Below are 15777 nucleotides of genomic sequence, written 5' to 3' on the forward strand. Positions count from 1 at the left end.
TTCAGGCCAACGTTCAAGATAAGCGAATTCCTATGATTATGGAGACCGCTCATTCTCGACATATGTACCTAAGCAATTGACATTAATCAATTTAGATAACCGTTACGAATGTTAAAATGAATTTGTGATAGATATCAGCGGTATCATGACCGCAGCTATGGACTACGATGTTATTTTTAAGGGATACCAACTAATGGGTTTATCAGATAAAAGACTATTTGAACAAGGTCCGGTGATATGTTTTACCAGACACCTTGGCCCTGGTTGGCCGCTATTATCCGTCACGGATAACATCAACCAATTTGGCTATGAAGCAGAAGCATTCCTGTCGGAAAAACGCCTGTTTACCCAAATAGTACACCCTGAAGATATCGAGCGTATTACCGCCGAAGTGAATACGTGCTTAACGACCAATACTGAATCCTTGGAACAAGATTACAGGATCATTACCTGCAATGGTGACGTTCGCAGGGTCTATGATAAAAGCATCATCATCACCGATGAGCAAGGCGAAAAGACAATAGCCCAAGGATACTTGCTGGATATTACCGACCGAAAACGCAAGGAACCGTTATTTAAAAACGATATCAACAATGAACAACTGTTTCGAACCGTTATTGAAACGACGTCGGAAGGTTTTTTGATGGTCGATAATGACTTCAACATCACCTTTGCCAATCATGCTTTGTGCCACCTTACCGGATATGAACTCGCCGAGTTAAAGGGACTTTCAGCCATTGATTATGTAACGCCTGAATTCAAGCATACTTTTACTCCGCAATTGAATCGTCGCGATATTCAACTGCATCGTGACGAAGATTTAATTATTCGACATAAAAGCGGTCAGGAAATAAATGTACGGTTAACGGCAACAACGATGCGTGATGGTTGCGGTTTTTTTGCTTTTGTGACGAACATTACCACGCATAAAAAGACTGAAATACAACTTCTAAAACTGTCAAGAGCTGTCGAACACAGTGCCAGTTCCATCATGATCACCGATAAACATGGCATTATTGAGTACATAAATCCCAGATTTTGCGAAGTAACCGGATACAGTGAGTCGGAAGCAGTAGGTCAAACACCAAGTATTATTAGCACCAAAGAAACGCCTCCAGCTTGTCATCAAGAGTTATGGAGCACCATACTTGCCGGTAACAATTGGCATGGTGAAACCTTTAATCGAACAAAACACGGTGCCTATTATTGGTCACTAATGTCAATCTCTCCAGTGATGGATGATCAAGGTGAGATAAGCCACTTTATTAGTGTCAGTGAAGACATTACCACACAAAAAGATCAGCAAATTAAAATTGAGAAAATCGCCCTTTATGACCCATTGACAGGTTTAGCTAATCGACGTTTGTTATACGATAGATTGAATCAATCGACGGAGATATTGCAGCGCCAGCAAGACACGGGTATCGGGGTCATCATGCTTGATTTAGATTACTTTAAAGCTATTAATGACACCTATGGACATGATGTTGGTGACGAACTGTTAAAAGAGGTTGGTCTGAGGCTAACTGATTGCGTACGTTCGGAAGACACGGTTTCTCGCCCAGGTGGTGACGAGTTCACGATCTTACTGCAAGACGTCACTCATCCAGAAGACATACAAGCTGTCGCACAAAAGATCCTGCAATCGGTGCGTCGCAGTATCAATATTGATAAGTACAGCTTTAAAATTACCTGCAGTATCGGGATCAGTATCGCGCCGTTACATACCTATGAGCCAAAAGAATTATTGAAATATGCCGATCTTGCTCTTTACCGAGCTAAAGATAGTGGCCGTGACAACTTTCAATTCTTTGACACTAATATGCAAGTAAGGCATCAGGACTGTATGCAGAGGGGATGATGGGCGTGACTATGCTGCGTCATTTTTACTGAGCATTACGGTTGTAAAATTAGGTATTTAATTAAAATTTAAGTGGTCGTTGAGGGTTCTCAAGCATCGCATGCTCGAGTTTTTCATTTAAATTCACCGATTTTAGTTTTTTCTTAAAAATGTTCAATAAAAACGTCTTCATCATTATTTATCCAGTTCAGCTATATTAAAGCCAGTATATGGATAAGTGTCGAGCACCGTAACTGGTAGAAATACTAGAATATCAGCTAGCAAAAAGTGAGCACTGTTGATTAAGCGGCTAGTTCGTTGAAAGATGAATAATTTTATACTTAGGTATCGACCCTTTAGCGGAGCCACCAGGATTGCTAATGGTGGTATACCAGAGAAAATGTAAATAGGCACAGGTAACGTCATTAAAAGCTGACGATACCTGTGCCTGTTCAGACAAAGACTGCGCGGCGTTGATACTGCCATCAAACAAATTACCAGAAATGCAGATAACATCAACGGATTCTTGCTCGCCCAATCTTTCACAAGCGGGGCGATTAAAATTGTTTCGAATTTCGTCTTTATACAAAAGCAGTTTAGCTATGGATATTATCGTCCGCTAACATGCCTTTAATATCATTTGCTAACATTTCAATAATATCGGCATAAGTAAATTCTTCCGATAAGTTATCTTCATTAAAAACTGCTGTGCCAGTATATTTTTTATGGCTGCGACTTTGATAAACAGTAATAAGATGGCGATCTGGTGCAATTGGACCGAATTCTTTTTTCACTTGATAATTAGGTAAATCACCGGTACCCGTAGTGCCAAATCGAACGGTTGCATTCAAGCTTTTGCTGCCCATGTTGTTCAATACCGATTGCAAAAATACAGATCCTTTTTGAGCAATACGTTCTTTAGTCCATAGTGGTTTTTTCATATTAACAAGCCTTCTTTGAATAAGTTGTTGAAGTACTAAAAAGCTGTGGTCTGGTAACCGTGCTCGCTTTTAATTTAATCCGTGATTGATTCTGTGAATAGCCAAGTTCATTTGCAATCGCTTTAATAAAAGCGCCGCATATTTTCTTATATCTGTCTTTTAGGCTTTTATCCACATCATCAGAGAATATATACAAGGTTAGTAGGTTTGGGGTAATTACCTCAAGTGGGCTCTTACCAAGATATAAAGCAGCGTCAATACGAATCAGATTGTTGGGTGTTTTTAAAAATGCCCATAATTCTTTAACTTCTTGCTGTTCAAATAAAGATTGAAATGAAGAATGCGGCACAAAGTGCAATTCATCTAAATTTAACATTTTAACCCCTTTGATTTGGTCAGCTAAACACTATAGCCTTATTTTACTAGTAAGTCAAATCAACAGTAGGCGATTCATGTAGGTTGGGATTAAATGAAGGTATTTAAATAAGGCTTTTAAGTCATGCTCTTTAAATAAATAGACTATCTGATTAAAAAAGCAAAAAAAATCCCACTTACTGCAAATAAGCGGGATTTTTCATAAAGGGTATATTGTGTTCTGTTACGGTAAAGACTAAGAAACCGACAGAAACAATCAACTAAACTTGAGTTACACACCTCTCACTCGGAGTGGCGATTTCAATAAGCTCGGTATTAATTAGCTAAGATTAGAAAGAGTAACGAGCGCCCATGATGAATTCATCAGCATTGAGTGGATTCTTGGTAGTACCAGCAGAATTATCATCGTTGAATGCCACTTTATAGCCCGCATATGCAGCTACGTCACCAATATAACGACCATATTCAAATGCAACGAAGTTAAGGTCTAGCTCTTCTTTCTCGTCTGCACTGTAATAGTTATAAGACACGCTTACTGTATTCTGGCCAAATCCATAAGATGCAAATGCATCAACGGCATTGAAGTCTGCATCCGCTAAAGTACCTGTTTGTACTAGACCTGAAACCAAAATAGTATCTTTAGTATAACGTGCACCAACCATGTATACATCTGATGAGTTAGTTTCGTTCTCAGCCGCTTCTGTTGCCGCATAACCAGCACTCAATTCAACATTTTGCATTACTTGGTAAGCAACCATCAAGCCGCCGCCATTTTCAGTTTCTTTTAAGTTAGCAGATGCATTGAATTTTAAATCACCTTGGGTAAAGCTATAAAGAATTGTATCTTCAGCTCGGTCACCACTTGCTGTTATGTTTTCGTTAGTGTAACCACTGAAGTATTCAGCCATATCAGTAAAGTTAGTCAGGTAAGTAACAGCGTTATCCTGTGTACCGTATGTTACTGTACCGAAAGCAGTTTCAGCACCTACGTATGCATAACGAAGATTATTGATTACAGACGTTGACGATTCACCAGGAATTTCTTGTCTTTTCTTATCTTGAGTAAATTCATATTCGAACTTACCAACAGCTGTTAAAGCATCATTAATCTCATGTTTACCTTGACCGTTTAGACGTACACGTGAAGCATCTGAAAAATCGCTATCGGCAAGTACGCCCCTTGCTTCAATACGACCACCAAAAGAAAAATCATCAGTATTTACGCTTTCAGCCAAAGTCGGCATAGATACAATAGCTGCTAATGTAAGAGATAATGCTTTATTTATTTTTGTCATGAACAATTCCAAATTTGTGTGGTCAATGTTAGGTCGAGCGTCAAATCACTATTTAATATAAAGAGTTATTTGACTTTCTAAATGCTAGATTAAAACAAGTTTTCACGCTGTCGCTATGTATAAGCGTCATTAATACTCTCAGTTATAGCACGCGTACCTGCTTTGCTTGCGGTCATTGTATTAGCTAAGCTAATACCGCGTAACTCGTAAAACTACTAGATTATGAAACTAGTAGTCTCGCTCATAAAACTAATCAGTGCGATTGATGTCGATGCTACAATTTTAAAAATGATACGAACGAAATATGATTGCTTAAGCGATTAGAACAGGGAGCTGGAAGTGACTAGTTATGTGTCGCGGGAAAGAAGTATTCATACAGTAAAAATAATGAAGGGCTGAAGTTAAAGGGTTAAAAGTTAAAATGTTAGTATAAAAAGCGCCGTTTTACTGTTCATTAGCACGACAGTAATACGGCGCTGGTAGCAATTAGTATGCAGTAGGATCCGCAACTTGTTCACTCACATCCAAAGTATTCAGTAAGCTAGTTAACAGACTCGATACACCAAAACGGTAATGTTCAGCATCAATCCAGTCTTGACCCATAATATCGGCGGCCATATCTAAAAATAATTTAGCGTCTTCTGTCGTGCGAATACCGCCCGCAGGTTTAAAACCAACACGATGAGCAACACCCATATCTTTAATCACGTTAAGCATGATTTCAGCGGCTTCTGGTGTCGCATTAACAGCGACTTTACCTGTTGACGTCTTGATAAAGTCTGCGCCTGCTTCGATGCAAATTTCACTAGCACGCTTAATTAAATGTGCTTCTTTCAACTCACCAGTCTCGATAATCACTTTAAGTAAAGTATCACCACAAGCTGCTTTGCACTGCTTAACCAATTCAAAACCTAACGTCTCATCACCCGCAATAAGCGTACGGTAAGGAAAAACAACATCCACGTCATCTGCGCCGTAAGCTATCGCGGCTTTTGTTTCTGCGACAGCAATGGCAATATCATCGTTACCGTGGGGGAAGTTAGTGACTGTCGCAATTCTGATTTCAGGCGTACCTTGTTCTCTTAATGTCTTCTTCGCTATTGGAATAAATCGCGGGTAAATACAAATTGCAGCGGTGTTACCAACGGCTGTTTTAGCGTCATGGCACAAAGCGATCACTTTTTCATCGGTATCGTTATCATTCAGTGTGGTTAGGTCAATCAGGCTAAGTGCTTTTAGGGCTGCTGCTTTTAAATCGCTCATGAATCATATCTCCAAAGGACGTTTACGGCTGTAATTGTAAAACACAAATACAGCTAAACGTATGAATTACTTAAATAGTTTGCTTGGATGTAACCGCGGGTGAAGGGAATGTTCTACCCGCTGCTCAGCCTTTAATGTGGGGCTATCATAGAGAATTAAAGTGCATCGTCCCATAGGCTATTAGTTGAAACAGCTTTTCCATACAGAAAACATCCTGCGTTTACCGGCAATAAGCGCGGTGAATTACTTCGAAACGCATTGAGTGAGGGTTTATAGGTTATCTATAGAAAAATATCAGGTATTTTTCCGAGTTACCAAACCCCCAAATAGCGAATATACTGAGAGTAAGAAAGGTTAATACCCGTGTTATATCAGAGTCCTTAATGACCTTATAGCTATAATTAAAACCACATATCCGTAAGATTTACGCAGTCCTTTTTTTAACACCACGTATTTTATATTATTGTTTATATGCACGCTGTCAGTATCAAACTAAAGCTGCATCTTCATGAGGTTACTACATTGAAGTTAAAAAATAAGTTCGCATTGATTAATTCAACATTATTAATTTTAGTCGTATTGATACTATCAATATCTAGTTATATTAATTTTAAAACATCTAGCGAGCACAACTTTAAGTCTAAGCTAGAGGAAAATTCTAGCCTCTTTGCAAAAGCATTAAGTGCAAGAATAATGCGTGAGTTTGATTTCTTAAATTCAATCGGTCATTTCGCTTTTGATGATGAAGGTAATTTAATTAATCCAGCAGAAATTAAAGATTCTCTTTCTGAGCTAGAAAAAACACTCGGTATTGACCAGATTTTTATTGGACTGAAGTCTGGTGTTATTTTTACTAATGCTGGTTATATCAAAAACTTTAATGCTAAAACATTGAATCGAGGTTGGTATGAGCAAATTTTTAAACAACGGGTTGAACGTGTTATTACTCAAAATTATAAAAATGACCATAACCTAGACGTGATCACGCTCGCCGTTCCTATTATTAAAAATGGTTCAACGGTGGCAACTCTCGCATTTGAAATTAAAATGTCGGCCATCGCTCATTTTATGGATTCACTATCTGGCGACAGCAGCATATTTGTATTCCGCAAAGATGGCTTTATTATTTCAGCCACGGATAAAGCCGATATAACTAATAATATTTTTGATCTTCATCCAGAGTACAATACTTTAAAAACCACGGCGAACGAAGAAATTAACTACGTAACGCCAGCCGGTACAGAATACTTTGCAGTAAGTAAGCAGTTGCAGGATTTCCCTTGGACGGTTGTGAACTACGAAAAGATCAAAGTGATTGAACAAGACAGCCAAAATGCACTGATGTTGATGATAATAATGTCAGCCATTGCCGTCGGGATCTTTATCTTTTGTACTTATGCCGTCGTCATCAAATTAGTCTATGCACCGATTGGTGGTGAACCTGAAGACATATCCAAACTCGTGCAGCAAGTATCAAATGGTGATTTAACCATGGATGTAAATGACCCTGATAAACAAACAGGTATCTATCATAATGTACTGGTCATGATTCTTAATTTAAGGGGCATGATTGAAGAAATCAATCAAACGACAGGTGAATTAAATCAATCATCGCACACGCTATTATCAGCAGCTACAGCAGTTAAAGGTAATTCTAGATCCCAAGCGGAGCAATTAGAACAAACGGCAACGGCAATGAATGAAATGACGGTCACTGTAGATGAAGTGGCCCGCAATGCCTTGCAGGCTTCCGATGCTGCCAGTGATGCCAACAAACACTCTGAAGCCGGTATTTCCGTTATTGAAAGCATGAACAGCAATATTCAAACATTGGTGATTGATATTGAGAATGTCAGAGATGTTATTCTTAATCTGGAGCAAGAAACTGAAAACATTGGCAGTATTCTTGATGTGATTAGAGGTATTGCAGATCAGACTAATTTACTTGCCCTTAATGCGGCAATTGAAGCGGCTAGAGCGGGTGATCAAGGCCGCGGTTTTGCTGTCGTTGCTGACGAAGTTCGTAGTCTAGCAAGTCGAACTCAGCACAGCACAGAAGAAATTCAAGTCATGATTGGTACGCTGCAATCCGAAGCTAAAAAATCAGTCGAACTCATGACTAATAACTCTCATGATGCCAACATTACATCAGCTAAAACATCTGACGCTAAAACCGCATTAAATGCCATTTTAAGTTCAGTATCAATTATTCAAGATATGAATAATCAAATTGCGACCGCTGCCGAAGAACAAAGTCATGTTGCGGCAGATATCAATCGCAGTGTTGTAGAGTTAAATGATTCAGCTAAAGAGTCAGATAAAAGTTCAGGACGTGGCACTGAATTAGCCCAAGAGCTGGGCAATATGTCAAATAGATTGAGCCACATAGTCGGTCAATTCAGATTATAGGCTGTAGTTTGAAGTTAAACTTAAAGACCCAATATTTATATAACTATTGATATAAATATTGATAAAAATAGCGCCGTAATGATACGGCGCTATTAATTTAAACAGCTTTCCTATCAGAAAACGTCCTGCCTTTACCTTACAGAACAGGTACTTTCTTGCCTTAAAATTTTGCCCATTTAGCTAAAGCTTTATCCCAGTATGGTGGATGCCCGATAGTATCCTTTAAGAAATGTATCGCCGTTCTCACTCTGGCTGGCAGATGTTTGTTGCGCGGATAAACAGCATAGGCAGGCATCTTTTGATTAGCCCGCCAGTCCGGTAATAGTTGCACCAACTTACCGGTTTCCAATTCATCGGTGAGCAAGTAACTGGCCAGATAACCAATGCCTTTACCAGCAATAAGCGCGTCTCTAACACCCTCGGCTAAGTTGACGCGGTAGTTACCCGATACGCTGATGCTGAACTCTTCATCGTCTTTAGCAAAAGACCAATGATTACAGCTACGGCTCTTGCTGTGGTAAGTCACGCAATTGTGCTGAGTTAACTCATCAGGATGCAGTGGGGTGCCATGAGCCTGTAAATATTCAGGCGCGGCGAGTAACAAGAAACGCGTATCAGCGATGCGCTGCGCCACATAACCTTCGTTAATATCTTCGTAAGTAGTAACCCAGAGATCGATCTCCTCTGCCAACATATCAACCTTGTGATCGAACAGGCTCACATCGATTGTGAGTTGTGGATATTTTATTTGCAACTTATCCAACGCTGGGATGATATGTAGCGTGGCAAAAGAACGCGACAGAGCCAAGCGAATATGCCCGGAAATTTCATCTCTAGTATCGGTGACTAACGTATCCGCCTCTTGAATAAGCGAGACTATTTTAGCGCTGTATTGTGCATAACGCTTGCCCTCTTCCGTCAAGGTTCTGGTGCGGGTGCTACGGTTAATCAGTTGCACGCCTAAGTCTTCTTCCAAGCTGTGCAGTTGCTTACTGACATGAGAGACTGACACTTTTAGCATCTCTGCCGCCTTGGTCAAACTGCCACTCGTCGCCAAGGCATTAAAAAATACGATCTGATAAGCTCGGTGCTGTAAAAAATCTTTCATAACTAATCGCCTAAACTAATCCAGTGATCAATTAAATAACGCGAAACTGAATCCACTCTTGGTACTTTAAAACCAGGTGCATCATCACCCCACTCACCAAACGCTTGTAATTCAGCGCGTGAAAACCAGCGAGCATCATCTATTTCATGTTTATCAACCTGAATATCATCGCTGCTGGCATCGGCAATAAAACCAAGCATGATAGAGGATGGGAATGGCCAAGGTTGTGAAGCTAAGTACTGCACATTAGTGACGGCAATACCCGACTCTTCCATGACTTCACGCGCTACAGCTGTTTCTAATGTTTCACCGGGATCAACAAAACCCGCCAAGGTCGAATACACGCCTTCTGGCCATTCCACTTGGCGACCTAACAGACAACGCTCAATACCATCTGCAAACAGCTTTCGTACCACCATGATCACGGCAGGATCGGTACGTGGGAATGTTTGATGCTGACAATCAGGATTAGTACATAACCGTGCATGCCCGGCTGACACCGATTTATTCACTGCGCCACAGCGTCCACAAAAACAATGCGAACGATGCCAAAAGCTTAACCCACGGGCCAGTGCCATTAATGAGGCCGATGGATTATCTAACATCACCGTCATTTTACGCAGGTCGTTAAACTCACCTTCAAGCAAAAATGCGGCGACGACCGCGACATCAACATGAGTTAAATCTAACGAAAAATAAGGCGTATTCGCATTACTTTCATCAAGGCCTAAAAATATAGCGTCCTCTAAATCAAGGTGCTGAACCGCATCAAGTGTTAAAAATAACGGCGCTTTATCCGCTTGGTTAAAATAGTTTTGGTCTGCATGGGTTAATACCCAACGGCTATTATTATTCTTTTGGCTCACTAGCCATTCAGGGCTTTTTCGTTGATTAGATGCACGGTCGAGTAACATCTCAGTATATTTAAGCATCTTTATCATCCTTGCTGTGTTCTTGTTTATTTATGATTTGTTGTGAATCGTGTTGTGAATTCTACAATGATTTCTGTCGTGGTTCAGCAGCGTGTCTGTCACAAGAGCCTCCAAGCTTAACTAAAGTTATCTGCTTGACGTTGGTAAAACTGATAGATATGTTCGATAAACAGTTTCACTTTTAATGGCTGCAATTTGGTATACGGATAAATGGCATAAATACCTAATGATTTAGCCACTTGTTGCTGTAAAATTTCCACCAACGTGCCCGCTTGTAAATCATCGGCCACCAGCACTTTAGGTACATATATCAGGCCTAAATTAAACAAGGCTGCCTTACGTAATGCCGCCGAATTATTGGTACTGAAGTTACCAGAAATCTTAACGCTGTAGTCTGCTTCACGGCCTTTAAATAACCACTCGTTCGCGCCACTTTCCTGCTGGCTGTATGCGAGACAATTATACTTATCTAAATCTTGTGGGCGCTTGGGTGTGCCATTTTTAGCTAAATAAGTTGGTGATGCACAGATCACCCATTGCGCTTGTACTAAACGACGGGCAATGTAACTCGAATCTTGTAATGCGCCAGTGCGGATCGCCAGATCAAAGTTGTTATCAATTAAATCAACAAAGCTATTGTCCAGATCCATGTGAACATGAATGTCGGGATAGCTGGCACTAAAGTCGGCAATCGCTTCCGCTAATATTATTTCGCCAGACACGGTCGGCACTGTTAATCGAATCGAACCTGATAAGCTATCCCCTAACCCATTCATGGCATCAACTGCACCTTGCACCGACTGGTATATAGTTCTCGCGTGTTCAAAAAAAACCTTACCCGCTTCGGTCAAGGTCAATTTCCGAGTCGTACGGAAGATCAACTGCACGCCCATCTCTTTTTCCAAACGGGTAATATGTTTACTCACTACTGACTTAGTTAAACCAATAATATCAGCCGCTTTACTAAAAGAACCTTGTTCAATTAGGTGATAAAAAATTAAAAAATCATCGGTACTTCGCATTATTGGTCCACTTTATGAAACAGTTATGTGTAATCGAGCTAGTATATCAAACAGTGGTATGACGGTACTATATCTAAGATCACATAGGTGCTATATCTAAAACCGCATCATTACAAAATTTAATAAACATAATGTGGCACATTAACTACAAAATAAAAATAATATAGCCACATGGCTAGGAGCCTACAATGTCTGACCCGTATCACGTACTGATTAGCAAGTTACGCCAGTCCATCGATGACAAACGTATTATCACCGACCCTACGCTAACCTTAGCCTACGGAACTGATGCGAGCTTCTATCGCTTAATACCAAAGCTGATCTTACAACTGGCTAATTTAGACGAAGTGGTATTGGTGATTAAGGCCTGTTACGACATGGCCATTCCTGTGACATTCCGTGCGGCAGGTACCAGCTTATCAGGTCAAGCATTGTCAGATTCCGTGCTTATCATGCTCACTTCAGATTGGCGTGAACATAAAATATTAAACAACGGCGAACAGATCTGGTTACAACCGGGTATTATCGGTGCTGAAGCGAATAAGATCTTAGCCCCTTACCAACGTAAGATCGGTCCCGATCCAGCATCAATCAATACGTGTAAAATTGGTGGTATTGCCGCCAATAATTCATCAGGCATGTGTTGTGGTACAGCACAGAACAGTTATCAAACCTTAGCAGGCATGACGGTAGTGCTTGCCGACGGTACAATTCTGAATACCTTAGATAAGGACAGTGTCGCGCAGTTTAAGAACAGTCATAAACAGATGCTGACAGATCTCACCGATCTTGCTCAAGCCTGTAAAGACAATACCGCGTTAGCCGATAAGATCCGTCATAAATATCGTCTTAAAAACACCACGGGTTATAGCCTTAATTCATTAACCGATTACAGCGATCCAATTGAGGTGTTACAACATCTATTTATTGGTTCAGAAGGTACGTTAGGCTTTATCGCCGACGTAACTTACAATACGGTGATCGACCATCGCTTTAAAGCCACTGGCCTGTATTTATTCGCTGATATTGAGCAAACTTGTTTAGCGGTGAGTGAACTCGCTAATACCAGTGTTGCCGCTGTCGAATTAATGGATAACCGCGCTTTAAGCTCAGTCGCCAATAAACCTGGCATGCCTAACTTCATCACTCAACTTACAGCAGAAAATAATACTGAAGCCGCTGCTTTACTTGTTGAGATCCACGCCGAGAGTGATGCAGACTTAAACCAACAAGTGATCGAAATTAATACCCTGATCGATCAGCTTAATCCCACTGAAGCCGTCGAGTTTAGTACCGATACCAAGATCTACAATCAATTGTGGGCGATCCGCAAAGAGCTATTCCCTGCCGTTGGTGCCGTACGTGAAGTGGGCACAACTGTGATCATCGAAGATGTGGCCTTCCCTATCGAACAACTCGCGCCTGCGGTACGTGACTTAGAGATCTTATTTAAAAAATACCATTATGATGAAGCGATCATCTTTGGCCATGCCTTAGCGGGGAACTTACACTTTGTCTTTACCCAAGCATTTGAAACCGAAGAAGAGATCGCCCGTTACAGTGGTTTCATGGATGATGTGGCGCAACTTGTTGCGGTTGAATATCAAGGATCATTAAAAGCCGAGCATGGTACAGGCCGTAACATGGCACCCTATGTCGAACTGGAATGGGGCAGCGAAGGTTACGCCTTGATGCAAGACATCAAACGCATCTTTGATAAAACCGGTATTTTAAACCCCGGCGTGATCTTAAATGATAACAAAGACAGTCACATTACTGATTTAAAAGTCATGCCTGCGGCAGATGAACTTATTGATAAATGTATCGAATGTGGTTTCTGTGAACCAGTTTGTCCATCACGCGAGTTATCATTAACACCACGCCAACGTAATACCGTTTATCGTGAAATCAGTCGTTTGCAACGCAGCCAAGAAGATCCCGCGCGTCTTGCCGAATTAGAAAAATCGTTTAAATATCTCGGCATTGATACTTGCGCCGCAACCGGTTTATGCGCCGAGCGTTGTCCGGTTGACATTAATACTGGTGACTTGATCCGTAAATTACGCCAACAGCATTCTCCTATCGCTAACGTGATAGCGCGTTGGAGTAGTGATCATTTCGCCGGACTAACAAGTGCCACCCAAGCTGGTTTAACTGTCGCTAACGGTATCCACAGTGTATTAGGCACCAAAGCAATGCGTACTGTGACCAAAGCAACCCACAAGCTCAGTGGCGGTGCGGTGCCATTATGGACACCAAGCATGCCGAAAGCGGCTGGTAAAGTTAAGCGATTAGCGAGCACGAATGATGGTTTAGGCCTGGCACATAAAAAAGTGGTTTATTTCCCAAGTTGCGCCGCGCGTAATATGGGCACAGCCAAAAATACTATGGATAACCGTCCACTCGCTGACGTAACTCAAGCAGTACTACAGAAGGCTGGTATTGAAGTCATTATGCCAAACAAGCTGTCTGAAAAATGCTGTGGTATGCCGTATAAGAGTAAAGGCTTTGTCGATACCGCACTGACTAAATCACAGCAGTTAGAGGCAGCGCTTTGGGAAGCGTCAGAGCAAGGTAAACTGCCGGTATTAATGGATACTAGTCCATGTGCAAGCACCAGTATTGAGATGATGACCAAAGATATCGCGATTTATGAACCGTTCCGCTTTGTGGCTGAGTTCGTCATGGAACATGTTGATATAACACCGCAACCCGAACCTGTGATGTTACATATTACCTGTACTTCTCGTAAGCAAGGTTTATCCGGCGTGATGGAGAAAGTCAGTCGTGCTTGTGCAACAGAAGTAATTATTCCCGACGACATTCAATGCTGTGGTTTTGCCGGTGATAAAGGCTTTACGACGCCCGAGTTAAATGCATCAGCACTATCGCCATTAGCGCGTCAAGTACCGAGTAATTGTAGTGAAGGTTATTCAAATAGTCGAACGTGTGAGATTGGTTTGTCCGAGCACAGTGGCATTGAGTACCGCTCGATCTTATATCTGGTAGATAAAGTCAGTGAAAAACGTGTTGGCTAGAAGCGATTAAAAATAGCTGTAATAAATAAGAAGTGATGAATAAGCAGGTCAATAGCCTGTTTATTCATTGCGTAATACTAAGTAATCACCAACCACACCCGTGCCTTTACCCACTTCAACAAAGCCTTTGGAAAAATAAAACTGCATTGCTCTTTCATTCTTAACCATGCATTTAAGTATCTGCGACCGACCATTTAATGCCGTTAACATAGCCAGTAACTTAGAACCTACACCGATACCTTGTGAATCTTCGGCAGTAAACAAATGATGAATGAAATTATCCGGTTCATACACAGCAATGAAACCCAGCACCTTGCCATCAGCAACCGCTAAATAAAGCGTATCATCAAGAATATGTTCATCAAAGTCTTTGAGCTGATAGCCGCTGCTATCCAACCAAGTGAACGTTGACGTTCTTACGACCATATAAAGCGCGCGTAACGCCGGTAAATATTGCGGTGTATAAGCAATTATCTCCATGTGCTGTTCCTTCCGTAAACGATGTGTCCATATAAAATCAATACTCACATATAAGTCGTCACTTAACGTAAGTCTGTACGATGGATACCATAAATTGCGTGGGCGATAATCTCGCCATTAATATTTTCAAAATTACTGATAATACCTTCTAACGTCATATTCAAGCGCTCACATACCCGGCGGCTTGCGGTATTGTCGACAGCAACACATATCTCTACTTTCTTCATGTCTAACTCAGAGAAAGCGTATTCAATTAAAAAACTCACCGCTTTAGTGACGATGCCTAAACCTTGGTATTTTTCACTTAACCAATAACCCACTTCGACCTTTTTTAAGGCCTGATCGATACTGTTAAAACTAACATTGCCAACGACTATATTTTGATAAATAATCGCACACGTCATTGATTTACCTTCTGCATATCCGATTAATGATTTACGGATAAACTCAAGAAAGAAAGCTTCATCATTGGCTTCTGTCGCCCAGGGTAACCATTTTGATAAATAAGCTCGCTCTGTTGTAACGATCTCTAAATAACAGCTCGCGAATGACGGCTGCACAATAGCTAATTGTAAATCTGGTCCGATATTTAGTGTGAACATAGACTTTCCTAATAGGATATCAATATTTCATACTAGATCTTATTCATACCTCAAACAAGGTAACTGATCACAGATGTAGAATAAAAATAGGCGATATCGCCACCTCAGCTATGTTCATAACCAATTAATAGCGGCGATAGTCAGATAACTTAAATAATGCCGCAGTAAGCGTTGTCGATGCTTCTCCATTACACTTTTTGCAGACTCTTTTCCGCTGACCATAAATACGTTGATAATGGCGCTTGGTACGATGTAATGACAGTTTTTTATTGCACAAAGCACAATGCGGTTTGTACGGTACAATAATCATTTCGGTTATGAGCGCAGGGAGTATTATCAGGGCTATAATGATGGCAATAAAAGTGTATCCCACAAGTATCAATCTCTTTATCAAGGTATGAATAAAGCAGATATATTCTCATACGAGAGCAGCTTCGACTGTCCGAAGGTGGACACTCGGTCGTGATTCATA

General features: G+C 40.9%; 12 protein-coding genes. 3 read left to right on the plus strand and 9 right to left on the minus strand.

Translation table 11 applies throughout. The features are described 5' to 3' along the window. Positions 1 to 193: 193 nt before the first annotated feature. On the plus strand, positions 194 to 1861 hold the full coding sequence (locus tag A923_RS0106050; RefSeq protein WP_017220767.1) for a sensor domain-containing diguanylate cyclase: 1668 nt from the start codon (positions 194 to 196) through the stop codon (positions 1859 to 1861). A 575-nt stretch (positions 1862 to 2436) separates the two neighbouring features. On the opposite strand, the gene A923_RS0106060 is transcribed toward A923_RS0106050, so the two are convergent. From A923_RS0106060 to deoC, 4 genes are all read right to left on the minus strand, one after another. Continuing rightward, the gene (locus A923_RS0106060; RefSeq protein ID WP_017220770.1) at positions 2437 to 2781 is read right to left on the minus strand and encodes a hypothetical protein; all 345 of its coding nucleotides are present in this window, start codon (positions 2779 to 2781) and stop codon (positions 2437 to 2439) included. Between the two features lies 1 nt (position 2782). Continuing rightward, positions 2783 to 3157 carry a hypothetical protein gene (locus tag A923_RS0106065; protein WP_017220771.1) on the minus strand — a complete coding sequence of 125 codons (375 nt, stop codon included), beginning with the start codon at positions 3155 to 3157 and terminating at the stop codon, positions 2783 to 2785. Between the two features lie 328 nt (positions 3158 to 3485). After that, complete coding sequence (locus A923_RS0106070) at positions 3486 to 4451, minus strand: porin (protein ID WP_017220772.1); 966 nt, start codon at positions 4449 to 4451, stop codon at positions 3486 to 3488. A gap of 486 nt (positions 4452 to 4937) precedes the next feature. Further along, positions 4938 to 5714 carry a deoxyribose-phosphate aldolase gene (deoC, locus tag A923_RS0106075; protein WP_017220773.1) on the minus strand — a complete coding sequence of 259 codons (777 nt, stop codon included), beginning with the start codon at positions 5712 to 5714 and terminating at the stop codon, positions 4938 to 4940. Positions 5715 to 6407: 693 nt separating this feature from the next. On the opposite strand from deoC, the gene A923_RS0106080 reads away from it, so the two are divergent. Next, complete coding sequence (locus tag A923_RS0106080; protein ID WP_237716180.1) at positions 6408 to 8123, plus strand: methyl-accepting chemotaxis protein; 1716 nt, start codon at positions 6408 to 6410, stop codon at positions 8121 to 8123. Between the two features lie 160 nt (positions 8124 to 8283). On the opposite strand, the gene A923_RS0106085 is transcribed toward A923_RS0106080, so the two are convergent. The 3 genes from A923_RS0106085 to A923_RS0106095 all read right to left on the minus strand — a co-directional run bounded on the left by A923_RS0106085 (position 8284) and on the right by A923_RS0106095 (position 11185). Beyond that, positions 8284 to 9231: a LysR family transcriptional regulator gene (locus tag A923_RS0106085; protein ID WP_017220775.1), complete on the minus strand. Its 948-nt coding sequence runs from the start codon at positions 9229 to 9231 to the stop codon at positions 8284 to 8286. 2 nt (positions 9232 to 9233) lie between these two features. Continuing rightward, positions 9234 to 10163 carry an NAD(+) diphosphatase gene (gene nudC, locus A923_RS0106090; RefSeq protein WP_017220776.1) on the minus strand — a complete coding sequence of 310 codons (930 nt, stop codon included), beginning with the start codon at positions 10161 to 10163 and terminating at the stop codon, positions 9234 to 9236. A gap of 116 nt (positions 10164 to 10279) precedes the next feature. Beyond that, on the minus strand, positions 10280 to 11185 hold the full coding sequence (locus A923_RS0106095; protein WP_017220777.1) for a LysR family transcriptional regulator: 906 nt from the start codon (positions 11183 to 11185) through the stop codon (positions 10280 to 10282). Positions 11186 to 11373: 188 nt separating this feature from the next. On the opposite strand from A923_RS0106095, the gene A923_RS0106100 reads away from it, so the two are divergent. Then, positions 11374 to 14223, plus strand: a complete 2850-nt coding sequence (locus A923_RS0106100) for an FAD-binding and (Fe-S)-binding domain-containing protein (protein WP_017220778.1) — start codon at positions 11374 to 11376, stop codon at positions 14221 to 14223. A gap of 60 nt (positions 14224 to 14283) precedes the next feature. Here the strand turns inward: A923_RS0106100 and A923_RS0106105 are convergent, their stop codons facing one another. Both A923_RS0106105 and A923_RS0106110 read right to left on the minus strand, forming a co-directional pair. After that, a complete protein-coding gene (locus A923_RS0106105; protein ID WP_017220779.1) occupies positions 14284 to 14703 on the minus strand; it encodes a GNAT family N-acetyltransferase in 420 nt (139 codons plus the stop codon). Positions 14704 to 14765: 62 nt separating this feature from the next. After that, positions 14766 to 15305 carry a GNAT family N-acetyltransferase gene (locus A923_RS0106110; RefSeq protein WP_017220780.1) on the minus strand — a complete coding sequence of 180 codons (540 nt, stop codon included), beginning with the start codon at positions 15303 to 15305 and terminating at the stop codon, positions 14766 to 14768. Between the last annotated feature and the right edge of the window lie 472 nt (positions 15306 to 15777).

It is taken from the genome of Moritella dasanensis ArB 0140 (assembly GCF_000276805.1).
In the GTDB taxonomy this organism is placed as follows: domain Bacteria; phylum Pseudomonadota; class Gammaproteobacteria; order Enterobacterales; family Moritellaceae; genus Moritella; species Moritella dasanensis.